The organism is Sphingopyxis sp. 550B, from assembly GCF_057401805.1.
The window spans coordinates 200,001-221,382 of record NZ_CM171610.1 but is presented as its reverse complement, the minus strand read 5'-3'; the positions used below and the strand labels follow the sequence as shown (position 1 = coordinate 221,382).

The window sequence follows — 21,382 nt, the reverse complement described above, 5'->3', positions numbered from 1 at the left end:
GGTCGCCCCTGCCCCTTCTTCGTCATCGTCGCCCGAACCGCCAACGGGTTTGCCGATTGCCTGATTTCCGCCTCCGCTCTAGACCCGGCAGGGTGTCCAACGGGAAGGAAGAGACAGTGAGCGACGGCAGCGAAGCGACCGAAATCTATATCGGCCTCGGCGGCGGCGGAGCGCCCGACGGGCCGCGCCAGTCGCTCGTGCTCAAGCGCGCCAACCGTCACGGGCTGATCGCCGGCGCAACCGGCACCGGCAAGACGGTGACGCTGCAAGGCCTCGCTGAGAGCTTCTCCGCCGTCGGCGTGCCCGTCTTCGTCGCCGACGTGAAGGGCGATCTGTCGGGCATGGCGATGGCGGGCAGCCCGACCGCAAAGACGCACGAACCCTTCGCCAAGCGCGCGGCGGAGATCGGCGACAGCGGCTGGGCCTATCGCGACAATCCGGTGATCTTCTGGGACCTGTTCGGCGAGCAGGGGCATCCGGTGCGCACCACCGTGTCCGAAATGGGGCCGCTGCTGCTTGCACGGCTGATGGGGCTCAACGAGGTGCAGGAGGGGGTGCTGACGATCGCCTTCCGCGTCGCCGACGAACAGAATCTGCTGCTGCTCGACATGGGCGACCTGCAGGCGATGCTCGCCTGGTGCGCGCAGAATGCCGACGAACTGACGACGAAATACGGCAATGTGTCGAAGGCAACGGTCGGGACGATCCAGCGCCAGCTGCTGACGCTCGAAAGCCAGGGCGGCAGTCATTTCTTCGGCGAGCCCGCGCTCGACATTCAGGACATGATTCGCACCGACGATCAGGGACGCGGCTATGTCAGCATTCTCGCCGCCGACAAGCTGATGGCGAGCCCGAAGCTCTATGCGACCTTCCTGCTCTGGCTGCTGTCGGAGATGTTCGAGACGCTGCCCGAGGTCGGCGACCCCGACAAGCCGAAGCTCGTCTTCTTCTTCGACGAAGCCCACCTGCTGTTCGACGACGCGCCCAAGGCGCTCGTCGACAAGATCGAGCAGGTCGTGCGCCTGATCCGCTCGAAGGGCATCGGCGTCTATTTCGTCACCCAGAACCCGATCGACGTGCCCGAAGCGGTCGCGGGGCAACTCGGCAACCGCGTCCAGCACGCGCTGCGCGCCTTCACCCCGCGCGATCAGAAAGCGGTGAAGGCGGCCGCCGACACCTTCCGCCTCAACCCCAAGGTCGACGTTGCGCGCGAGATCACCGAGTTGAAAGTCGGCGAGGCGCTGGTGTCGTTGCTGATGGCCGACGGCGCGCCATCGCCGGTCGAGCGCACGCTGATCAAGCCGCCCTGCTCGCGCGCTGGCCCGCTCGAGGTCAAGGAGCGCGCGATCATTCAGTCGATCTCTCCGGTCGCGGGCAAATATGACACGGTCGTCAACCGCGAGAGCGCCGAGGAACTGCTCGCCGCCAAGGCCGAGCAGGCGCAGGCCGCCGCGATCGAGGCGAAGGCGCAGGCCGAGGCCGACAAGCAGGCGGCGCTCGCCGCCAAGGAGGAGGCGAAGCGCAAGGCGGCCGAGGAGCGCGAACGGCTGCGGCTGGAGAAGGCGGCGGCGCGCGAGGCGGCGAAACCCAGCTTCACGGAAAAGATGGTGCAATCGGCCGCCCGCTCCGCCGCGACCAGCCTTGGCCGCCAGGTCGCGGGCAAGTTCGGCGGGCAACTGATGCGCGGGATTTTGGGCGGGCTGTTCAAGTAGAGAAGCAGACCCGTCGTTTCCATCCCTCTCGACACCGCCCGCGACATGAGGCAGCTTGGGTTTCATGACAAAACCCATATTGCCTGGAGAGGTAGCCGCCGCCGTCGTCGATCCCGTCGCTTATGGCGAATGGGACGGGCTGCATCAGCAACTGGCGTGGGCGCGGGCCCATGCGCCGCTCGCGGTCGCGGAAAATCCCGATCACGATCCCTTCTGGCTGGTGACGCGCCACGCCGACATCATGGCGATCAGCCGCGATCCGCAGCGTTTTGCAAACGGCGTCCGCCAGACGGTGCTGACCAACCGCGAGGGCGAGGCGCTGGCGCGCGCGGCGACGCCCGGCAATGACGGCCATCTCATCCGCTCGCTGGTTCAGATGGACGCCCCCGACCATATGAAATACCGCCTGCTGACGCAGGCCTGGTTCGCGCCCAAGAATCTGCGCATCGTCGAGGACCGCGTCCGCAAGCTGGCGCGCGAGGCGGTCGATCATATGCTGTCCTTCGACGGGGAATGCGATTTCGCACGCGACGTCGCCGCGCATTATCCGCTGCGCGTCATCATGGACATATTGGGCGTGCCGCCCGAGGACGAGCCGCGGATGCTGATGCTGACGCAGCAATTGTTCGGATCGACCGACCCCGACCTCAATCGCAGCCGCGAGGCGATCACCAGCGCCGAACAGGCGATCGCGATGCTCCATTATGTGATCGCCGATTTCGAGACCTATTTCCGCGAACTGACCGCCGACCGCCGCGCCAGCCCGCGCGAGGACATCGCGACGGTGATCGCCAATGCGACGATCGACGGCGGGCCGATCCCCGACCGCGAACTGGCAGGCTATTATATGATCGTCGCGACCGCGGGACACGACACCACCAGCGCCTCGACAGCCGGGGCGATGATGGAATTGGCGAAGAATCCGGCGCTGTTCGAACGCTTTCGCGACGCGGAAACGGAGAAAGCCGGGCTGATCGAGGAGGCGATCCGCTGGTCGACCCCGGTTCAGCATTTTATGCGCAGCGCGAAAGCGGATGTCGAGGTCGGCGGGCAGACGATCCGCGAAGGCGACTGGCTGATGCTCAACTATGTCTCCGCCAACCGCGACGAGGCGGTGTTCGACGACCCGTTCACTTTCGATCCCGACCGCCGCAAGAACCAGCAGATCGCCTTCGGCTTCGGCGCACATGTCTGCCTGGGCCAATATCTCGCGCGGATGGAGATGCGCATCCTGATGGAGGAACTGTTGCCGCGGCTGAAGAAAATCGAACTCGCGGGTGAACCCGCGCGGGTCGAGTCGGTGTTCGTCGGCGGGCTCAAGCGGCTGCCGATCCGGTTCGAGGCGGCGTGAACGGTAAGGGCGGCCGGTTCGGCTGCCAGATCAAGCTCCATGGCTCGTCACCCTGAACTTGTTTGGCGTTTATACCCTTGAGACAGGGACGCTGGTGATCCCCGGCGAAAGCCGGGGTCCATGCGAGGCAGGCGCACGTAGCTGGACCCCGGCTTTCGCCGGGGAACGCTCACCTGTCGGAAGGGGATAATTGCCAACTTGTTTCAGGGTCCATGCTCGGACCCGTCCGGTGATGATGCGTCGAAGGAGAGGCTTGGGCCATGGATGCTGAAACGAGTTCAGCATGACGGAGGTTGGAAGGGCAGCTTAGCTTTTTTCGCCCGGGAAGAAGCGCGCCACCACCTCGCTCGCCAGCCGCGCCGGACGGAGTGTTTCGGCGTCGATGCAGCACCAGCTCGACTTGACTTCGGCCAGCACTTCCTCGCCGCGCCGGATGACCGTTTCGTAAAAGGCGCGCGCGCCCTGAACCTTTTCGAGGATCACCGTCGCGATCACCTGGTCGTCGAGGAAGGCGGGGCGGCGGTAGGTGATCTCGTGCTTCAGCGCGACCCACAGATGCTGCGACACCGCCTCGGGCGGTGCGATCTTGCGCCAGTGGGCAAGCACCGCTTCCTGCACCCAGCTCAGATAATGGGCATTGTTGACGTGTCCCATGAAGTCGATGGCGTCGGGGCCGACGGTGATGTCGTGGTCGTGGGGGCGGGCGGTAGCGGTCATGCGCTGACAATAATGTAAGGGTCGTGCGACGGGAAGATGAAATCCCACCTTTTTTGTTGAAATATCGGATCAGCCGCGCCCGCGATAGGGGGCGACGCCTTGATCGGGGAGCCACAGCCCCTCGGGCGGCGGGCCGGATTGCCAGAAGACGTCGATCGGGATGCCGCCGCGCGGATACCAATAGCCGCCGATGCGCAGCCAGCGCGGGCGCATCTCGTCGAACAGGCGACGCCCGATGCCGACGGTGCAATCCTCGTGGAAGCCGGCATGGTTGCGGAAGCTGGCGAGAAACAGCTTGAGGCTCTTCGATTCGACGATCGTCTCGCCCGGCGCATAGTCGATGACCAGGTGCGCGAAATCGGGCTGGCCGGTGACCGGGCAGAGCGAGGTGAATTCGGGCGCCGCGAAGCGCACCAGATAGAGTTCGCCGCTGCGCGGATTAGGGACGTAGTCGAGTACCGCCGCCTCCGGCGCGGCGGGCAGTTGGCTGGGCTGGCCGAGATGTTTGGGGGCGAGCGGGGGATGGCTGGAATCGGTCATGGCTTTCGTCTAGAGCCTCAACGCCCCGCGCGGAAGCGCTTTGCGGACCGCCGGCCCCATGGCTCGCGATCGACCGCGCCGCATCGAGGGGCAGGGAACGATATTCGGGTGTCACGGACGGTTTGGCGATGACGGGCAGCAGGTTGGATCGGCGACGCAAGGCAGCAGCGCTGCCGTTGATGGCGCTCGCCCTGGGGCTGGGCGGGCCCGCCCCGACCGCGGCGCAGCAGGCCGAGACGCCCGATCCCGCGCCGTCGCTGACTCCGTCGTCACCCGCTCCGTCGGGGCCGTCGGTCGATTTCCGTCTGCCGCCTGCCGACGATGGCCGCGCGGCCGGGGTGCAGGGGCCGTCGAACAACGGCCTGCCGCCGATCGCCCCCGGCGAGCGCGTCACGCCTGCGCCGACGCCGACGCCGACGCCGCGTCCCGCGCCGCCGCGGGTGGCGCCGACGCTGCCAGCGACCGGCGGCGCGGCCGCGCCCGAAACCCCGCGCCGCACCACGCCCGCCGAGCCGCGCGCGGCCGAGGTAGCGCCGCGCGCCGCGTCGTCTGCACCGACCGGCGGCCAAGCTCCCGTACCGGTGCCCGTCGCGCCGACCGGCGACGCATCGCCATTGCCCGTCGGGCCGGAACCGACGGCATCCACGCCCGCCGCGGAGATGCCCAGTCCGGCGGCCGATGATGCGGCGCCGCCTGCGCTCCCTTCCGGTTCCGCGCCGGACACGCCGCTCTGGGCGTGGCTGCTGGCGGCACTGGCCGCGCTGGTCGCCGGTATCTGGTATTGGCGCCGCCGTCCGCTTCCCGAGGGCGCCGCGCCTTTCGAGGCGCCGGAAACCCCGGCGCCGCCGCCGGCCGCTCCGCAGACTCTGGCGTCCTTGCCGACACCGCCGCCGGCACCCGCGCCTTCGCCGCCCGTTCCGGCGACGCCCGACGTGGCGCCTCCGGCCCCCGCCGCGCCGCCCGCGCCTTTCCAGCCGGGCGCCCCGCGCCCGCCGTCGCCGCTCGTCACCCGGCCCGCGGCCGAACGACGGCCGGTGATCGGCATGACGCTGGAAATCCACTCGATTCGTGCCGCGCCCGACCAGATCCTGTTCGGCTTTTCGCTGAACCTGACGAACCAGGGATCGGTCGATGCCGTCGGGCTGATGGTTCGCATCGCGCTCAACCAGGGATCGGCGATGACCGAGCCGGTGCTCGCGCGCTTCTTCGACGGCGCCGGCGGCAGCGTGCTGCGCGACGACATGGCGCTGGCGCCGGGTGCGGGCGAGCGGCTCGACGGCGAGGTCGTGCTGCCGCGCGCGACGATCGAGCCGCTGCCGATGGCGGGCAAGCCGATGCTCGTCCCGGTGGCCGCCTTCGACGTCACCTATCATTGGGACGGGGCGGGCGACGGGTTCGGCCAGGTCGCGGGCAGCTTCGTGATCGGCCGCGAGACGGGGCCGAAGGAAAGCGACCGTCTGGCGCCGCTTCCGCTCGACCGCGCGACCTATGTCGTCAGCCAGCCGGGTGCCCGCGCGACGGCGATGCGGCGGAGCCTGTAGATATCATTTTTGTTGCGGCGCAGCATCGTCTGGGGCAGAGCGGCAGCGCGCTTGAAAAAGGGCAAGCGGGGGCATAGGCTGGCGACTTCCCCGGAAAGACAAGAGCCATAGCAGGATGGCCGGCGGGCGGGGCAGGACAACGCAGGTTCCACCGTCGGGTCGTAACAGGAGCATGACATGGACGCCTTGGTGTCAACCGACTGGCTGGAACGCGAACTGGGGGCATCGGACCTGCGGGTCGTCGATGCGACGAAATTCATGGTGGGGACCGACCGCGACGCGCGCGCGGAATATGAGGCGGGTCACATCCCCGGCGCGGTCTTCATGGACCTGACAGAGTTGGCCGATTCGCACAGCGATGTCGAGAATATGGCGCCGCCGCCCGAGAAGTTCGCGAGCCGGATGCAGTCGCTCGGCCTCGGCGACGGCAGCCGCATCGTGCTTTATGACGACAGCCCGCTGAAAAGCGCGGCGCGCGCCTGGTGGCTGCTCAAGCTGTTCGGCGCGCACGACGTCGCGCTCCTCGACGGCGGGCTCGCCAAGTGGAAGGCCGAAGGGCGCCCGCTCGAAATGGGCAAGCAGACGCTGCGCCACCGCCACTTCACGGTGTGGCGCGATGCGAAGGCGGTGCGCAGCAAGGACCAGATGCTCGCGAACGTCGACAGCGGCGCCGAACAGGTCGTCGACGCGCGCCCCGCGGCGCGCTTCACCGGCGAAGAGCGCGATCCGCGCCCCGGCATGGCGCCGGGCCACATCCCGGGCTCGCGCAGCCTGCCGCACAGCCAGCTTTTCAACGCCGACGGCACCTGGAAGCAGGGCGACGAACTGAAGGCGGCCTTCGACGCCGCGGGAATCGATCTCGACAAGCCGCTCGTCACGACCTGCGGCAGCGGCATGACCGCGACCGTCGTCGCCTTCGGCGCGCACCTGCTCGGCAAGGAGGATGTCGCGGTCTATGACGGAAGCTGGACCGAATGGGGCGCCGACCCGGCAACCCCGAAGGCGACCGGCGCGGCCTGAGGCCGCGCCATTTTGACTCACACGAAGACACGAAGAGGGCAGTTCATGCGCGCATGGTTCGCGCGTGGGCTGCCCTCTTCGTGTCTTCGTTTGAGAATTTGAAAGCCCGCCGCGCGGGTCGGAAGGTGCCGACTACTGGATTTTGCGCCCCGCTCGGTTAACAAGGCGCGGATGAGCAAGAGCGACGACAGCAATCTCCGCCCCGCGACGAAACTGGCGCAGGGCGGGCGGCGGCCCGAATGGACCGGCGACCCGCGGCTCGGCGGCGGGGTCGTCAATCCGCCGGTCTGGCGCGCCTCGACGATCCTCTACGATTCGGTTGCCGATCTCCGCGCGCGGGGCCATGCGACGCACGACAAGCTCTATTACGGCCGGCGGGGGACGCCGACCGTCTGGGCGCTCGCCGACGCGCTGACCGACTTCGAGCCGGGGGCCGAGGGAACCTTGCTCTACCCGTCGGGCGTCGCGGCGATCACCGCCGGGCTGCTCGCGCTGCTCGCGCCCGGCGATCACCTGCTGATGGTCGACAGCGCCTATGAACCGACGCGGCTGTTCTGCGACGATATGCTGAAGCGCTATGGCGTGCGCACGACCTATTATGATCCGCTGATCGGCAAGGACATCGCCGCGCTGATCGAGCCCGCGACGAAGCTGATCTTCCTCGAATCGCCCGGCAGCCTGACCTTCGAGGTGCAGGACGTGCCCGCGATCACGGCCGTCGCGCGCGAGCGCGGCGTCGTGACGATGCTCGACAACACTTGGGCGACGCCGCTGCTGTTCCCGGCGCTGGCGCACGGCGTCGACGTGACGATGATGAGCCTCACCAAATATGTCGGCGGCCATTCGGATGCGATGATGGGCTCGCTTACCGCGACGCCCACGCTGTGGCCGCGGCTGCGCAAGGCGACCTATCAGCTCGGCCATTCGGTTTCGCCCGACGATTGCGCCCTGATGCTGCGTGGCCTGCGGACGCTCGACGTGCGGCTGGCGCGGCATGCGGAGAACGGCCTCGCCGTCGCGCGCTGGCTGGCCGAGCGGCCGGAAGTCGGGCGAGTGCTCCACCCCGCGCTGCCCGGCGATCCGGGCCATGCGCTGTGGGCGCGCGACTTTTCGGGGACGAGCGGGCTGTTCGGCTTCACGCTGGCGGATGCCGATGACGCGGCGCGCGCGCGCTTCGTCGATGCGCTGGCGTGCTTCGGGATCGGCTTCAGCTGGGGCGGCTACGAAAGCCTGATCGTGCCGAGCGATCCGGCGGGCATTCGCACCGCGACGACGTGGACCGACCGCGATGCGCTGGTGCGCCTGTCGATCGGACTCGAGGACCCGGCCGACCTGATCGCCGACCTCGAACGCGGCCTTGCGGCGCTCGCGGCATGAGCGTCGCGGCGAGCGCCCGGCACGGCGTCGCGGAGGTGATCGCGGCGATGAAGGCGATCGGGCTCGACATCGGCGACTATCGCCTGTCGCTCTATTCGCTGTTCGCGGCGCTGGTCGTCGCGGTGCTGCTCTATGTCGCGGTGCGCGTCGTGCTGCGCGCGATCAAGTGGGTCCTGCGCCGCAACCGGCAGATCGACGACACGCAGCGAATCTTGGCCGAAAAGCTGATCGCGATCGCGCTGTTCACGCTGGCGCTGCTGTTCGGGGTCGACCTGCTCGGCATCGACCTGACCGCGCTGGCGGTCTTTTCGGGTGCGGCGGGGCTGGCGATCGGCTTCGGCCTGCAGAAGACCGTCGGCAACCTGATCGCCGGGATCATCCTGCTGATGGACCGTTCGATCAAGCCGGGCGACGTGATCGTGGTGGGGGATGCCGCCTCGATGGGCGTCGCGACGCTCGGCGGCGTGCCCAATGTCGGCTATGTCGCGAAGATCGGGGTGCGCGCGGTCAGCGTCGTGACCCGCGACGGCAAGAAGCACCTGATCCCGAACGAGCTGCTGATGACGCAGGCGGTCGAGAATTGGAGCTATTCGAGCCGCGACGTGCGCGTGCGGATGCGGGTTCCGGTTCCCTATGACTGCGACCTGCGGCTGGCGCAGCGGTTGATGGTCGAAGCGGCGCGGACCAATCCGCGCATCCTGTCCGATCCCGAACCGGTGGTGTGGATCATCGGCTTTGGCGAGCGCGCGGTCGAGCACGAGTTGCGCTATTGGATATCGGACCCCGAGGCGGGGCTGGGCAATATCCAGGGCAGCGTGTTCCTCGACATATGGGACCGGTTCGGCGAAGCGGGAATCCGCATCCCCTATCCGCGCCAGGACATACGCTTCGTTTCGGATGGCGACGCGCCGGAATAGGGCGCGTAGCCCGCTGCGGCTCAGACGCCGGCCTGCCTGGCGCGCTCGATCCCCTCGACGATGATCCGCTTGGCTTCGTCGACGTCGCCCCAGCCGTTGAGCTTGGCCCATTTGCCGGGTTCGAGATCCTTGTAGTGGGTGAAGAAATGCTCGATCTGCTGCATGACGATCGGCGGCATCGAGCGATAGCTCGCCACTTCGGCATAATAGGGAAAGGTCGCGTTGATCGGGACGCACAGCAGCTTTTCGTCGCCGCCCTTGTCGTCTTCCATCAAAAGCACGCCGATCGGGCGGCACTTGACCACCGCGCCGGCGATGACCGAGGTGCGCGCGACGACGAGCGCGTCGAGCGGATCGCCGTCCTCGCCCAGCGTGTGCGGGATGAAACCGTAGTTGGCGGGATAGCGCATCGGTGTGTGCAGGAAGCGGTCGACGAACAGCGCGCCCGACGCCTTGTCGAATTCATATTTCACCGGCTCGCCGCCGATCGGCACCTCGATCAGCACATTCAGGCTGTCGGGCGGATTGTCGCCGGCCGGGATCAGGTCGATACGCATGGGAGAGAATATCCTTCGGTCTTTTTTGAAATGGCGCGCGCCTTTAGCGCCTGACGGCGCGCAAAGTCGAGGGGGAGCTTACTCCTCCCGCAAGCGGGAGGGAAATCAGAGCGCGCGTTTCGCCGCGAGCAGCCGGTCGAACCAGTCCGGCCCGCTGCCGGTCTTTTCGAGGTGTGGCCAGCGCAGGCCGCCATGATAGGCGATCTCGATCGTGCGATAGCGGCCGCCGCGCTCGACCAGCAGACGCACCGGAGTCCTGCCGTCGGCGGCGGCGCGGATCGCGGCCTCTATCCGCTCGCGGCTGTAGCCGAGGCCGTCGACCGCGAGAATCTTCGTGCCGTTGACGATGTCGGCACGGAAGGCCGGGCCGTCCCACAGGATGCCGGTGGCAACGCCGTCCTTGTCGATCACCAGGCCGAGCGAGTGGGTGAGGTCGGCGGTCTTGGCGCGCGCCATCCGCGCCCGGTCATAGGCGTTGGGGGCGTCGCGCCAGACGAGCCGGTATCCCGCCCTTTCGATGCCGCCGGTCGGCGCAGGCTGGCCTGGAGTCTGGAGACGGGTGCGCAGGAACTCGCTCCAGTCATAGGGGTGGATGGTGTTCAGCACTGCGACGACGTCGCCGAAATCATAGGTGACCTCGCCCCAGTCTCCGCCCCGGCCGCCGAAGAAGGCTTTGGCGAAATCGTCGAGGCTCTTCATATCGTTCGTCGCCTGCCGGATGATCATGTCGGCTTCCAGCCAGACGAGCGAGCCTTCGTTGTAATAATCCTCGGTCCGCGTCGCGCTGGGGAAGGGGCGCGGCTTGCGGCCGGCGATCACCGGGTCGAGCGTCGTGTCCTCGACCGATCGCCACGCCCGGCCGGCCTGCGCGGCAAAGAAGGCGGCGTTGGTCGCCCATTCGCCAAGCACCGTATCCTTGCTTTGCATGCCTGAACGGCCGGCAAGGACGAGGTCCCAGAAGCTCGTCTGGCCCTCATAGACCCACAGCAGATTGCCCTGCATCGGGGTCCGGAAATCGGGCGTCCACAGCTTGGCGGGGCGGCGGTATTTGCCGTTCCAGCTGTGGGTGAATTCGTGCGGCAACAGCCCGCGCTCCGAATCATTGTCGTCCCAGCGCGTGAAATAGTCGGTGGCGCGGCTGTTCTCGCTGCTGCGATGATGTTCGAGGCCGATGCCGCCGAGCTCGTCGGTGAGCGCGAGAAGGAATTCGTAGCGGTCGAAATGCTTCGTCCCGAACAGCGCCACCGTCTCGGCGACCAGCGCCGCGTGGCGCGCGATCTGGTCGGGGGTCGCCTCCAGATATTTGGCCTCGTCGGCGACGACGTTCAGCGTGACATTCTGCCCGAGGTCCCATTTGCGGAAGAACTTGCCGGCGAACATCGGGCTGTCGACCAGTGTCTCGTAGCTGGTGGGGGCATAGCTGTAGCGGTTGCCCGAAACCTTCAGCCCGTCGAGCGCCGCGGCACCGGTCCAGCCCTCGGGCAGCGTCACCTCGAGCTGCACCGGGATGTTGCGCGTGAAATAGCCGGCCGGGTAGAGGCTGACCTGTTCCCACTGGAGGTTCATCATCGCGGGCGTGACGACGATGCGGCCCTCGCTCGGCCGCGTCGGCGACAGGAAGTCGAAGGCAACGTCGATGCTCTTGGTGCCCGCCGGTATGTCGATGTCGAAGGCATAGACGTCGGTCGGCTGGCGCACCCAGGTCAGCGGCGTCCCGCCGGCGCTGGGCCGGAACCCCGCGATCTCCGCGATCGCGCCGCGCGGCGCATGCTTGCCGGGCAGCCATTGCGGATAGAGGAGGGTCAGCTTGCCGCTCTTCGCGACCGGAATCGTCTGGCGGACGCGGAAGATTCCGCGCGCGACGTCGGTCGCATCGACGCGAAGCTGCAGCGTCCCCGGATAGGCCTTGTCGGCGGGCAGCGGCACGACATGCGGCTGGACGACCGGCTGCGGGCGGCTGTTGGCCTCCTCGGCGGCGGAGGAGGAGGCGAGGGCGAAGGGAGCGGCCAGCAGGGCCGCTGCGACGAACGGTGCCATTTTCATGGTCAGCCTGTTGCCGGGAAAAGCGGCGAAGGTCCAGCGCGGGGTCTGCGAGGACCCTTTGCGTTTCGACGAAAAGCCATTAGACGCCGCGGCCATGAGCAAGGACCGCGCGAAGAAAATCCCGACGCCGCAGCCGGTGCGCGGCACCCAGGACATGCTCGGCGATTTCGCCGACCGTTTCCAGCATGTCGTCGATACCTTCGACCGCGTGCGCCGCCTCTATGGCTTCAAGCGCGTCGAGGTGCCGGTGATCGAACCGACCGCGGTGTTCGCGCGCAGCCTGGGTGAAACGACCGACGTCGTGTCGAAGGAAATGTATTCTTTCGAGGATCGCGGCGGCGAATCGATCACGCTGCGCCCCGAATTCACCGCCGGAATCGCGCGCGCCTATATCTCCAATGGCTGGCAGCAGTTCGCGCCGCTGAAGGTCGCAACGCACGGTCCGCTGTTCCGCTACGAGCGGCCGCAGAAGGGCCGCTATCGGCAGTTCCATCAGCTCGATGCCGAAGTGCTCGGCAGCGACAGCCCGCTTGCCGACGCCGAACTGCTCGTCCTCGCCGACCAGCTGCTGAAGGAACTGGGGATCGCCGAGGGGGTGACGCTGACGCTCAACACGCTCGGCGACGCGGAAAGCCGCGAGGCGTGGCGTGCGGCGCTGGTCGAGCATTTCACCGTCCATCGCGGCGAGCTGTCCGAGGACAGCCTCGCGCGGCTCGACAAGAATCCGCTGCGCATCCTCGACAGCAAGGACCCGCGCGACCGGCCCATTGCCGACAGCGCGCCCGACATCGACGCCTTTCTGACCGGGGCGGCGCAGGATTTCTTCGGCGCGGTGACCGCGGGGCTCGACGCCGCCGGGGTGGCGTGGGAGCGCAACGCGCGGCTGGTGCGCGGGCTCGACTATTATCGCCACACCGCGTTCGAATTCGTCACCGACCGGCTTGGTGCGCAGGGCACGGTGCTGGGCGGCGGACGCTATGACGGATTGATCGAGGCGCTCGGCGGGCCGCCGACCGCGGCGGTCGGCTGGGCGGCGGGTATTGAGCGACTGGCGATGCTGCTCGCGGATAATGCCGTCGACACGCGGCTCGACGCGGTGATCGCGGTCGAGGACGATGCGATGTTCGATCTCGCGATGCGCGGACTTCGCCTTCTGCGCGACAATCGGGTGTCGGCGGACATCGTCGCGACGGGTTCGCCGCGCAAGCGTTTCGACAAGGCCGCGAAGGTCGGCGCCCGCGCGCTGATTTCGATCAGCCTGCGCGACGGCGTTCCCTTCACCAACGCCAAGACCGATGGCAGCGAGGCCGCCGCCCGCGCCGAAGCGCTGTTTCGTTCGATCGGGTGATGGCGAACGTTTCGGCCAGGCAGATCGACGCGATCATCGAGCGCCATGCCGCGCTCCAGGCGCGCATGGCGACGGGCGACATGACGCCCGCCGATTTCGTCGCGGCCTCGAAGGAGTTCGCGGAGCTGGAGCCCGTCGCGGCGGCGGCGCGCGAGGTGGTGCGGCTGCGCGGCGAGCTGGCGGCGCTTGATGAAATGCTGTCCGACGCCGAGATGAAGGCGATGGCCGAGGAGGAGATCGCCGCGGTCAAGGAGGCGCTGCCGGCCGCCGAGCACGACCTTGCGGTCAGGCTGCTGCCGAAGGACGTCGCCGACGAGCGCGCGGCGATGCTCGAAATCCGCGCGGGGACAGGCGGCGACGAGGCGGCGCTGTTCGCGGGGGACCTGCTCCGCATGTACGGCCGCTACGCCGACGCGCAGGGCTGGAAGGTCGAGATCATCTCGGCGAACGAGGCCGAGGTCGGCGGCTACAAGGAAGTCGTCGCGTCGGTGACGGGGCAGGGGGTGTTCGCGAAGCTCAAGTTCGAGAGCGGCGTTCACCGCGTCCAGCGCGTTCCCGTCACCGAAAGCGGCGGGCGCATCCATACCAGCGCCGCGACCGTCGCGGTGCTGCCGGAGGCCGAAGAGGTCGACGTCGCGATCGACGAAAAGGACCTGAAGGTCGATATCTATCGCTCGTCCGGCGCGGGCGGGCAGCACGTCAACACGACCGATTCGGCGATCCGCATCACCCATATCCCGACCGGCCTCGTCGTGATCCAGCAGGACCAGCGCAGCCAGCACAAGAATCGCGCGAAGGCGATGCAGGTGCTGCGCGCGCGGCTCTATGACCTCGAACGTGCGCGTGCGCACAGCGCCGAGGCGTCGGCGCGCAAGTCAATGGTCGGGTCGGGCGACCGGTCCGAACGCATCCGCACTTATAATTTCCCGCAGGGGCGCGTGACCGACCATCGCATCAACCTGACGCTCCACCGCCTGCCCGAGATACTGGAGGGACAGATGGACGAACTGATCGATGCGCTGATCGCCGAGGATCAGGCGCAGCGGCTGGCGGGGCTGGGTGATTAGCCTCGGAGCACCCCGCCTGATCCGAATCCGTTCGTATCGAGCGAAGTTGCGATACCCCTCGGCTCGATATCGTCTCGATGAGTGTCCCGACTTCGCTCGACACGAACGGAATTCGGCGTGAGTGAGGTCGGGCTGGCTCTCCGCGCCGCCGCGACCCGCCTCGCCGCCGTGTCCGAAACCCCGCGCCTCGATGCCGAACTGCTGATGGCGCATGCGCTGGGGGTGGAGCGCGCGGCGCTGCTGCTCGATCCCTCCCGCTACGCCGTGCCGGAGGCGTTCGCGACGCTCGTCGAGCGGCGGTTGGCGCACGAACCCGTCGCCTATATCGTCGGCTATCGCGATTTCTGGACGATCCGGCTCGCGGTGGGTCCCGGTGCGCTGATCCCGCGTCCGGACAGCGAGACGCTGATCGAGGCGGCGCTCGATCATTTCGGTGCGCGGTCGCCGCATCATGTCCTCGACCTCGGCACCGGGCCGGGGACGCTGCTGCTGGCGGCGCTCGCCGAATGGCCAGCGGCGACCGGACTGGGGATCGACGCGAGCGAGGCCGCGCTGACCCTTGCGCGCGCCAATGCGGAGGCCCTCGGGCTCGCGGCCCGCGCCGCCTTCCGCGTCGGCGACTGGATGGCGGGCGTGGCGGGATCGTTCGACCTCATCCTGTGCAACCCCCCCTATATCGCCGACGGCGAGGCGCTGATGCCCGACGTCGTCCGATACGAACCGGCGAGCGCGCTGTTCGCGGGGGTGGACGGGCTCGACGATTATCGCCGGATCATTCCGATGCTGCCGGACTATCTCGCCCCCGGCGGCGCGGCGGTGCTTGAAATCGGGTCCACACAGCATATGTTGGTGGCAGAACTGGCCGAAGCGGCGGGATTTGCCGTACGGTACCGCCGGGATTTGGGTGGTCGCGACCGGGCGCTTTTGCTGACCCGCGTCGGATAGCGCCCCCATACAAGAATTTTCTTGGTTTCCGCCGCAAAGCGCTGTAGGGGGCGGCTCACAGGCCCGACCGGGGTCCCTTCATCGGGCCGGCTGGTCTGCTTCCCACTTGCGATGCCGGTGCGGGACCATGGGTCCGGCGCGGGCGACAGAGGGCTAGAACCGCGCAGCGAGCGCGGGTGCGGCACGCCGATTTGGTGCCGCCGGCCAAAAGGGGTTGGCATAGCTTATTAGCTTTCGACAGGATGTCTCAGTTGAACATGAACAACCGGCAGAGCGGTCGCCGTCGCGGCCGCAACAACAACAGCAACAACCGGTCGCAGTCGGGCGGACGCGGGGGCGTCGACCAGGCCAACCGGATCGACAGCCGGGCGCGCGGCAATGCCGTCCAGATGATCGAGAAATACAAGAATCTCGCGCGCGACGCGCAGCTTTCGGGCGACCGGGTGCAGACCGAATATTATCTGCAGTTCGCCGACCATTATTTCCGCGTCCACAGCGATTTCCGCGCCCGCCAGGAGGAAAGGGCGGCGCAGAGCGGTCAGGAGCGCAGCCCCGACCGCCATCGCGAAGTACGCGGGGTCGAGGATTTCGACGGCCATGACGAGAGCGATCTCGACAGCGATGGCGAGCGGACCGAAACCGAGCAGGACGGCGAAACGCGCGGCAACCGCGACCGCCGCGACGACGAGGATGGGCGCGGCAATCGCCAGCCGCGCGCCCGCGGCCGTCGCGAACGCGATCAGGATCGCAGCGAAGCCGGTACCGAAACGAAGGAAGGGGGCAGCGCCGAGCGCGAGACGCCCGAGGATGCGCCCCCCGCACCGCGCACCGCGCGCCGCGGCCCGCGCCGCACGCGCGAGCGTGAGGAGGATGCGCGCGAAACAGCGGGAATCGACAGCGCCGCACTGCCACCCGCGATCGGCCGCAGCGAACGCAATGCCGATGCCCCCGCCGGGGACAGCGCCGAAGAGGCGCCGGCGCCCAAGCCGCGGCGCACGCGCCGGACACTCGCCGCGCGCGACACCGGGGTCGAAGCGGCGGAATAAGTCCGCGATTCGACGCTGGTTTTTGCCATCGACATGCCATAGCCTCCCCCGGACCACCGTTCGGGGGAGTTTTTCATGCGAGCCTTGGCAAGCCTTTGCTGTCTGACCCTGGCGCTGGGCGCCGCTTCCGCCGCGGCGCAGGACCCCGCCGCCGGCAATGCACAGGGCGACCTGTCGGTCACCATCTACAATGGCGGCCAGTCGCTGGTGCAGGACATCCGGCAAATCTCCTTTCCCGCCGGTCGGACGCGGCAGGAATTTCCCGACGTGTCGGCGCAGATCCGGCCGCAGACGGTGTCGTTCAGCGCCGCGGGCACCGCGATCGTCGAGCAGAATTTCGATTATGACCTGCTGTCGCCCAACGCGCTGATGCAGAAGGCGGTCGGCGAGACGGTGACGCTGCTGCGCATCAATCCCGCGACCGGTGCCGAGACGCGCGAGCGCGCGAAGGTGCTCGCGGTCAACGGCGGCGTCGTGCTCGAGATCGGGTCGCGCATCGAGATATTGCGCGACGACGGGCTGCCGGTGCGGGTGATCTTCGATAAGATTCCGCCGAACCTGCGCGCCAAGCCGACGCTGTCGATCACGGTCGAGAGCAAGAGCACCGGAACGCGGCCGGCGACGCTGTCCTATCTGACCGGCGGGCTCGGCTGGGCGGCCGACTATGTGTCGCTCTACGACGAGAAGGCGGGGACGATCGACGTCCAGGGCTGGGTCACGCTGACCAACACCACCGGCACCACCTTCGACCGGGCGCGCACCCTGCTCGTCGCGGGCACGCCGTCGGCGGGTAATGCGGCGAGCAGTGGCGGCGTCTATCGTCCGCGGCCCGTGGCGCCGGGCGAATTGCGCCGCGCGGGCACCGAGACCGCGCCGCGCGAACAGCTGGGCGACTATTATCTCTATCCGCTGGCCGAGCGCACGACGATCGCCAACGCGCAGACGAAGCAGGTCAGCTTCCTCGACGTGGCGAAGGTGCCGGCGCAGAAGATCTACGAATATACAGTGGCTGGCTTCAACAATATGACCGAGCCGCAGAGCGCGGCGAGCGTGATCAAGTTCAGTTCGAGCGCGCAAGGCGGGTTGGGCGACGCGCTGCCCGCCGGGACGGTGCGTTTCTACCAGCGCGACATGCGCGGCGACCCGCAGTTCATCGGCGAAAGCCGGATCGGCCATACGCCGATGGGCAGCGAACTCGGCCTCAAGACCGGCGACGCCTTCGACGTCAAGGTGAAGGCGACCGTCGTATCGCGCGAACGACGGTCGCCGTCGATCTGGCGCTCGTCGATGTCCTATCTGCTCACCAATGCGCGGCCGCAGCCGGTGACGATCGACCTCGTCCAGCGTGGGCTAGACTGGTATTGGGACGACACGCGCATCATCACCGAAAGCCGGAAGAGCGAACGACTCGACAGCGACGGGACGCGATGGCGCGTGACGGTTCCTGCCAATGGCGAGACGACGATCACCGCCACCTTCGAAACGCGCTATTGATCCGCGCCGCGATGCGCCGGTCGCTTGCTTTGCTACTGCTTCTGTCCGCATCGCCCGCGGCGGCGCAGAGCGTCGTGACTTCGACCGCCCCCGATTTGGTTTCGATCAGCGCGTTCCGCGATCCCGGACGCGGCGAAGGCGGCGAGATCGACCTCGACAGCCTCGCAGGCTTCGCGCTGATCTCCGAACAGCGCACGATCGACCTGCCGGCGGGCGAATCGCTGCTGCGCTTCGAGGGCGTGGCCGAAGGGATGGTCGCGGTATCGGCGATCGTCACAGGCCTGCCCGGCGGGGTGGTGCAGAAGAATCGCGACGCGGCGCTGCTGTCGCCCGCTAGCCTGCTCGACGGATCGCTCGGCAATCGCGTCCACCTCCGCCGCACCGATCGCGCGACGGGCAAGGTCACCGAAGAGAATGCCTTCATCCGCTCGGGTCCCGACGGCGCCGTCGTGCTGCGAACCGCCGCCGGCTATGAGGCGCTGCGCTGTTCGGGCCTTCCCGAAATGCTCCTTTACGACAGGGTGCCGAAGGGGCTGACCGCAAAGCCGACGCTGTCAGTGACGACGCGCAGTCCGGCCGCGCAGCGCGTGACGGTAACGCTCACCTATTTGTCGACGGGCTTCGACTGGGCGAGCAATTATGTCGCGCGCGTCGCGGGCGACGGGAAGACGCTCGATCTCTTCGCCTGGTTGACCGTCGCCAACAGCAATGGCGAGAGCTTTGCCGATGCCGATCTGTCGGCGCTTGCGGGGACGCTGAATGTCGAGCAGGATTTCGATGAGCTGGTCGAGGCGCCGCCGCAACCGCAGCTTCGCCTGTCCTGCTTCCCGACCGGCAGCGGGCGCAACGGCATCCGGCCTCCGCCACCGCCCTCTCCGCCGCCGGCGCCCGCCGCAATGGCGGGTTACGATATCGTCGTCACCGCGCAGCGGCGCGAGGCAAGCCTGATGGATTCGCCGATGGCGATCACCGCGTTCAGCACCGCGCAGCTCGAGGATATGGGCGATCTCAAGCTTTATCGCGTGCCGATGCGGGTGACGGTCGCGGCCAATGCGCAAAAGCAGGTCGCGCTGCTGGTGAAGGACAAGGTGCCGTTCCGCACCATCCATCGCCTGCGGACCTGTCCGACCTGCGAACCGAAAAACGAAGGTACCCAGATCGTGCTGCGGATGGAGAACAAGGAGGCGGGCAAGCTCGGCGTGCCCTTGCCGAGCGGACAGGTCGCGGTGTTCGAATCGGCGCTCGGCGAGGAACTGCTCGCGGGCGAGGGCGCGATGCGCGACCATGCGGTTGGCGAGACGGTCAACCTCGTCATCGGCGAAAGTCGCCAGGTCCTCGTCACCGCCGACAATCATCATGCGCCGGGCAAGCAAGGCGAAGATTATCGCGTGACCGTGACCAACGCGAACCCCTTTGCGGTCGTCCTCGAACTCGGGTTCGCCATCGACGACATGAAAGTGGTCGATTCGCGGCTCCGCAAACTGCCGCGTAAGGATGGTCTGCCCACCTGGATCGTCACCGTGCCGGCCAACGACAGCCGGACGCTCGATTATCGCGCTAAATAAGGTCTAGACCGGTGGCAGCGGGCGCGGGCGGTGATCCGCGTCGAGTGCGACGAAAGTGAAAAGCCCCTCGGTCACCTTGACCTCGCGCTGGTCGCGGCCGCGGGTCGCGATTACCTCGATCCGGATGCCCATCGACGTGCGGCCGCGCCGCTCGAGGTGCGCATAGACGGAGATGAGGTCGCGAAGCAGGATCGGCGCGATGAATTCCATCGCCTCGATCGCGACGGTCGCGGTCGGCCCCTGCGCGATGCGCGCCGCGACGATGCCACCCGCGATGTCCATCTGCGACAGCACCCAGCCGCCGAAGATATGGCCGTTGCTGTTGATGTCGGACGGTTGGGGCACGACCCGCAGGATCGGGTCGCGCGGGCTATCGGTCATTCTTCATGTCCGGGTCGTCGGCGAAGGGATCGTCGATCGCTTCGTCGTGCCCGCTGCCGCTCGACAGAAAGACCAGCCCCATCAGCGCCGCGCCGAGCATCACCGACAGGCCGACGCCGGCGGCGGTCGCGATCATCATGTGAATCGTCAGCGCGTCGCCCATCGTATAGCGCAGCCAGCCGAGCGCGCCGACGACGGCGACCAGCGAGACGATCGCCATGCCGCGCATCAGCCGGCGATAGCGCGCCCAGGCGACTTTCGACGTGTCGCCATCGTCGAGGGGCGAATGTTTGACCATGCCCCCCCATGAACCAACCGCGCGCCGAGGCCAAGCCCGAATGACGGCATGCGGGCCTCTGGCGTTTCGGCTTTGGCGCGAATCATGATAGGCTTTGCCGCGACGATATATGGTGGGAGCGGCAGGAATGACGATTGGAGCCATCCTCTACGGGCGTACGGGCGCGGTGATTTCGGCGCGGCAGGACGACAGCGTGCGCGCGGTGATCGACCTGCTGGCGCAGCATCGCATCGGCGCGGTTCCGGTGCTCGACGGCGACATGATCGTCGGCATTTTTTCCGAGCGCGACCTGGTGCGGCTGATTTCCTCCTACGGCCCCGATGCGCTCGACCGCAAGATCGACGATGTGATGACCAAGTCGCCGGTGACGTGCGATTCGGGCATGGCGGTAATCGGCGCGCTGTCACAGATGACGCAGAAGCGGATTCGGCACCTGCCAGTGGTCGACGAAGGGCGACTCGTGGGATTCGTGTCGATCGGCGATCTCGTCAAATATCGCATCGACAAGATCGAGGCCGAGGCGGCCGCGATGCGCGACTATATCGCGTCCTGATCGCCGCGGCGGCGGTCACGGCGACTCGGGCGCCGACCGCCGCAACGCAACCCTTTGCACCTCGGCGAGCGCCTCGCGCGCGAACAACCACAGCAGCCCGCCATAGAGCAGCACGCCCAGCGCGACGAGCAGCGCGAGCCGGACCGGCGCGGCAAGCGCGAACGGCGCGAGCGCTTCGCCGGCGAGGGCGACTCCGACCGCCATCAGCAGCGCGGGGGCGAGGCCGGGCAGCATCGCACGCGCGACATCGCCCAGCGACACGCCGATCAGCGGTCCCGACAGGCGCGCGGTCAGCAGCAGCAGCAGCGGCGCCGCGATCAACCAAGCGCGCGCCATGCCGATCAGCCCCCATTGCGCGCCGATCAGGAAAGCGGTCGGAAAGATGATCGCGCCGCCCATTGACGCGAGCGTCGACACCCACGGCTTGCCGAGCGCGCTGTTGACCGGCGAGAAGAGAATCTGGACCGTCATCAAGATCAGCGCGAGCGCGATGATCTGGATATAGGGCACCATGCCGATCCATTTGATGCCGAACAGCGTCTCGACCATCGGCGCGGCGACGACCGCGAGTCCGCAATAGAAGGGGGCCGCGACGAGCGTCAGCAGCCGCACCGTCTTCAGGAAATTCCAGCGCACCGCCGCGCGGTCGGTCTTGATTCGCGAATAGGCGGGAAAGGCGACCTCGTTCAGCGGCGGCACGAACTTGCCCATGAAGATCTGCGCGAGGAACAGCGCCTCGGCGTAAAGGCCGAGCGCGTGCGGTTCGAATCGGCGGCCGGCGATGACGATGTCGGCCTGGCTCTGCACCAGCCAGAAGAGTTGGGTGAAGAGAATCGCGGAACCGAAGCCGATGATCTGCCCGCAGCCCCGGAAATCGAAACTCGGCCATACGAGCAGGCGCGCGACGAGC

General features: G+C 67.7%; 20 protein-coding genes (1 of these 20 running past the window's edge). 13 read left to right on the top strand and 7 right to left on the bottom strand.

Translation table 11 applies throughout. The annotated features are described in order from the left end of the window. The first annotated feature begins 116 nt into the window (after positions 1-116). Both AC2S9W_RS01055 and AC2S9W_RS01050 read left to right on the top strand, forming a co-directional pair. A complete protein-coding gene (locus tag AC2S9W_RS01055) occupies positions 117-1,712 on the top strand; it encodes a helicase HerA-like domain-containing protein (protein WP_067186133.1) in 1,596 nt (531 codons plus the stop codon). A gap of 64 nt (positions 1,713-1,776) precedes the next feature. Further along, entirely contained in the window at positions 1,777-3,063 is a 1,287-nt protein-coding gene (locus AC2S9W_RS01050; protein ID WP_067187182.1) for a cytochrome P450, read from the top strand. 306 nt (positions 3,064-3,369) lie between these two features. On the opposite strand, the gene AC2S9W_RS01045 is transcribed toward AC2S9W_RS01050, so the two are convergent. Both AC2S9W_RS01045 and queF read right to left on the bottom strand, forming a co-directional pair. Further along, complete coding sequence (locus AC2S9W_RS01045) at positions 3,370-3,780, bottom strand: acyl-CoA thioesterase (RefSeq protein WP_067110736.1); 411 nt, start codon at positions 3,778-3,780, stop codon at positions 3,370-3,372. Between the two features lie 69 nt (positions 3,781-3,849). Continuing rightward, positions 3,850-4,320 carry a preQ(1) synthase gene (gene queF / locus AC2S9W_RS01040; protein ID WP_067110738.1) on the bottom strand — a complete coding sequence of 157 codons (471 nt, stop codon included), beginning with the start codon at positions 4,318-4,320 and terminating at the stop codon, positions 3,850-3,852. 179 nt (positions 4,321-4,499) lie between these two features. On the opposite strand from queF, the gene AC2S9W_RS01035 reads away from it, so the two are divergent. The 4 genes from AC2S9W_RS01035 (at position 4,500) to AC2S9W_RS01020 (ending at position 9,175) form a co-directional block, all read left to right on the top strand. Further along, the gene (locus tag AC2S9W_RS01035) at positions 4,500-5,861 is read left to right on the top strand and encodes a hypothetical protein (RefSeq protein ID WP_067186131.1); all 1,362 of its coding nucleotides are present in this window, start codon (positions 4,500-4,502) and stop codon (positions 5,859-5,861) included. Positions 5,862-6,038: 177 nt separating this feature from the next. Next, positions 6,039-6,881, top strand: coding sequence for a 3-mercaptopyruvate sulfurtransferase (sseA, locus tag AC2S9W_RS01030; protein ID WP_067110746.1), 843 nt, complete (start codon positions 6,039-6,041; stop codon positions 6,879-6,881). 171 nt (positions 6,882-7,052) lie between these two features. Beyond that, positions 7,053-8,258, top strand: coding sequence for a cystathionine beta-lyase (gene metC / locus AC2S9W_RS01025; RefSeq protein WP_067186129.1), 1,206 nt, complete (start codon positions 7,053-7,055; stop codon positions 8,256-8,258). Continuing rightward, on the top strand, positions 8,255-9,175 hold the full coding sequence (locus AC2S9W_RS01020) for a mechanosensitive ion channel family protein (RefSeq protein ID WP_067186127.1): 921 nt from the start codon (positions 8,255-8,257) through the stop codon (positions 9,173-9,175). The genes metC and AC2S9W_RS01020 overlap by 4 nt, the downstream gene beginning before the upstream one ends. Before the next feature lie 20 nt (positions 9,176-9,195). Here AC2S9W_RS01020 and ppa read toward each other — a convergent pair whose 3' ends face one another. Together ppa and AC2S9W_RS01010 are read right to left on the bottom strand one after the other, a co-directional pair. Beyond that, positions 9,196-9,732, bottom strand: coding sequence for an inorganic diphosphatase (gene ppa / locus AC2S9W_RS01015; protein WP_067110754.1), 537 nt, complete (start codon positions 9,730-9,732; stop codon positions 9,196-9,198). 105 nt (positions 9,733-9,837) lie between these two features. Further along, a complete protein-coding gene (locus AC2S9W_RS01010; protein ID WP_067186125.1) occupies positions 9,838-11,775 on the bottom strand; it encodes a M61 family metallopeptidase in 1,938 nt (645 codons plus the stop codon). A 94-nt stretch (positions 11,776-11,869) separates the two neighbouring features. On the opposite strand from AC2S9W_RS01010, the gene hisS reads away from it, so the two are divergent. The 6 genes from hisS (at position 11,870) to AC2S9W_RS00980 (ending at position 19,240) form a co-directional block, all read left to right on the top strand. Next, positions 11,870-13,123, top strand: coding sequence for a histidine--tRNA ligase (gene hisS, locus AC2S9W_RS01005; protein ID WP_067187181.1), 1,254 nt, complete (start codon positions 11,870-11,872; stop codon positions 13,121-13,123). Beyond that, entirely contained in the window at positions 13,123-14,190 is a 1,068-nt protein-coding gene (gene prfA / locus AC2S9W_RS01000) for a peptide chain release factor 1 (RefSeq protein WP_067110760.1), read from the top strand. The genes hisS and prfA overlap by 1 nt, the downstream gene beginning before the upstream one ends. Positions 14,191-14,307: 117 nt before the next feature. After that, a complete protein-coding gene (gene prmC / locus AC2S9W_RS00995; protein ID WP_486571497.1) occupies positions 14,308-15,135 on the top strand; it encodes a peptide chain release factor N(5)-glutamine methyltransferase in 828 nt (275 codons plus the stop codon). A 242-nt stretch (positions 15,136-15,377) separates the two neighbouring features. Continuing rightward, a complete protein-coding gene (locus AC2S9W_RS00990; protein WP_067186122.1) occupies positions 15,378-16,181 on the top strand; it encodes a DUF4167 domain-containing protein in 804 nt (267 codons plus the stop codon). Positions 16,182-16,256: 75 nt separating this feature from the next. Continuing rightward, the gene (locus AC2S9W_RS00985; protein WP_067186120.1) at positions 16,257-17,675 is read left to right on the top strand and encodes a DUF4139 domain-containing protein; all 1,419 of its coding nucleotides are present in this window, start codon (positions 16,257-16,259) and stop codon (positions 17,673-17,675) included. Positions 17,676-17,704: 29 nt separating this feature from the next. Further along, positions 17,705-19,240, top strand: coding sequence for a DUF4139 domain-containing protein (locus AC2S9W_RS00980; RefSeq protein WP_475282867.1), 1,536 nt, complete (start codon positions 17,705-17,707; stop codon positions 19,238-19,240). A 3-nt stretch (positions 19,241-19,243) separates the two neighbouring features. Here AC2S9W_RS00980 and AC2S9W_RS00975 read toward each other — a convergent pair whose 3' ends face one another. Continuing rightward, complete coding sequence (locus tag AC2S9W_RS00975; RefSeq protein ID WP_067110769.1) at positions 19,244-19,621, bottom strand: acyl-CoA thioesterase; 378 nt, start codon at positions 19,619-19,621, stop codon at positions 19,244-19,246. Beyond that, a complete protein-coding gene (locus AC2S9W_RS00970; protein WP_067110772.1) occupies positions 19,611-19,919 on the bottom strand; it encodes a hypothetical protein in 309 nt (102 codons plus the stop codon). The genes AC2S9W_RS00975 and AC2S9W_RS00970 overlap by 11 nt, the downstream gene beginning before the upstream one ends. Before the next feature lie 127 nt (positions 19,920-20,046). On the opposite strand from AC2S9W_RS00970, the gene AC2S9W_RS00965 reads away from it, so the two are divergent. Further along, positions 20,047-20,472, top strand: a complete 426-nt coding sequence (locus AC2S9W_RS00965; RefSeq protein WP_067110775.1) for a CBS domain-containing protein — start codon at positions 20,047-20,049, stop codon at positions 20,470-20,472. A 15-nt stretch (positions 20,473-20,487) separates the two neighbouring features. On the opposite strand, the gene AC2S9W_RS00960 is transcribed toward AC2S9W_RS00965, so the two are convergent. After that, a protein-coding gene (locus tag AC2S9W_RS00960; protein WP_082737352.1) for a lipopolysaccharide biosynthesis protein crosses the window boundary here: on the bottom strand, positions 20,488-21,382 show its 3' portion. Its footprint extends 629 nt past the window's final position; only the last 895 of its 1,524 coding nucleotides appear in the window; the start codon falls outside the window, past its right edge — the gene reads right to left on this strand; the stop codon is at positions 20,488-20,490.

What these genes read in the sequence shown, in the direction of transcription:
- AC2S9W_RS01020 (WP_067186127.1), top strand. Translation starts at nt 8,255, where the DNA reads ATGAGCGTCGCGGCGAGCGCCCGGCACGGCGTCGCGGAGGTGATCGCG.
- AC2S9W_RS00990 (WP_067186122.1), top strand. Translation starts at nt 15,378, where the DNA reads ATGTCTCAGTTGAACATGAACAACCGGCAGAGCGGTCGCCGTCGCGGC.
- AC2S9W_RS00970 (WP_067110772.1), bottom strand. Translation starts at nt 19,919, where the DNA reads ATGGTCAAACATTCGCCCCTCGACGATGGCGACACGTCGAAAGTCGCC.
- sseA (WP_067110746.1), top strand. Translation starts at nt 6,039, where the DNA reads ATGGACGCCTTGGTGTCAACCGACTGGCTGGAACGCGAACTGGGGGCA.
- prfA (WP_067110760.1), top strand. Translation starts at nt 13,123, where the DNA reads ATGGCGAACGTTTCGGCCAGGCAGATCGACGCGATCATCGAGCGCCAT.
- AC2S9W_RS01050 (WP_067187182.1), top strand. Translation starts at nt 1,777, where the DNA reads ATGACAAAACCCATATTGCCTGGAGAGGTAGCCGCCGCCGTCGTCGAT.
- AC2S9W_RS00975 (WP_067110769.1), bottom strand. Translation starts at nt 19,621, where the DNA reads ATGACCGATAGCCCGCGCGACCCGATCCTGCGGGTCGTGCCCCAACCG.
- queF (WP_067110738.1), bottom strand. Translation starts at nt 4,320, where the DNA reads ATGACCGATTCCAGCCATCCCCCGCTCGCCCCCAAACATCTCGGCCAG.
- hisS (WP_067187181.1), top strand. Translation starts at nt 11,870, where the DNA reads ATGAGCAAGGACCGCGCGAAGAAAATCCCGACGCCGCAGCCGGTGCGC.
- AC2S9W_RS01045 (WP_067110736.1), bottom strand. Translation starts at nt 3,780, where the DNA reads ATGACCGCTACCGCCCGCCCCCACGACCACGACATCACCGTCGGCCCC.
- AC2S9W_RS01010 (WP_067186125.1), bottom strand. Translation starts at nt 11,775, where the DNA reads ATGAAAATGGCACCGTTCGTCGCAGCGGCCCTGCTGGCCGCTCCCTTC.
- AC2S9W_RS00965 (WP_067110775.1), top strand. Translation starts at nt 20,047, where the DNA reads ATGACGATTGGAGCCATCCTCTACGGGCGTACGGGCGCGGTGATTTCG.
- metC (WP_067186129.1), top strand. Translation starts at nt 7,053, where the DNA reads ATGAGCAAGAGCGACGACAGCAATCTCCGCCCCGCGACGAAACTGGCG.
- AC2S9W_RS01035 (WP_067186131.1), top strand. Translation starts at nt 4,500, where the DNA reads ATGGCGCTCGCCCTGGGGCTGGGCGGGCCCGCCCCGACCGCGGCGCAG.
- ppa (WP_067110754.1), bottom strand. Translation starts at nt 9,732, where the DNA reads ATGCGTATCGACCTGATCCCGGCCGGCGACAATCCGCCCGACAGCCTG.
- AC2S9W_RS00985 (WP_067186120.1), top strand. Translation starts at nt 16,257, where the DNA reads ATGCGAGCCTTGGCAAGCCTTTGCTGTCTGACCCTGGCGCTGGGCGCC.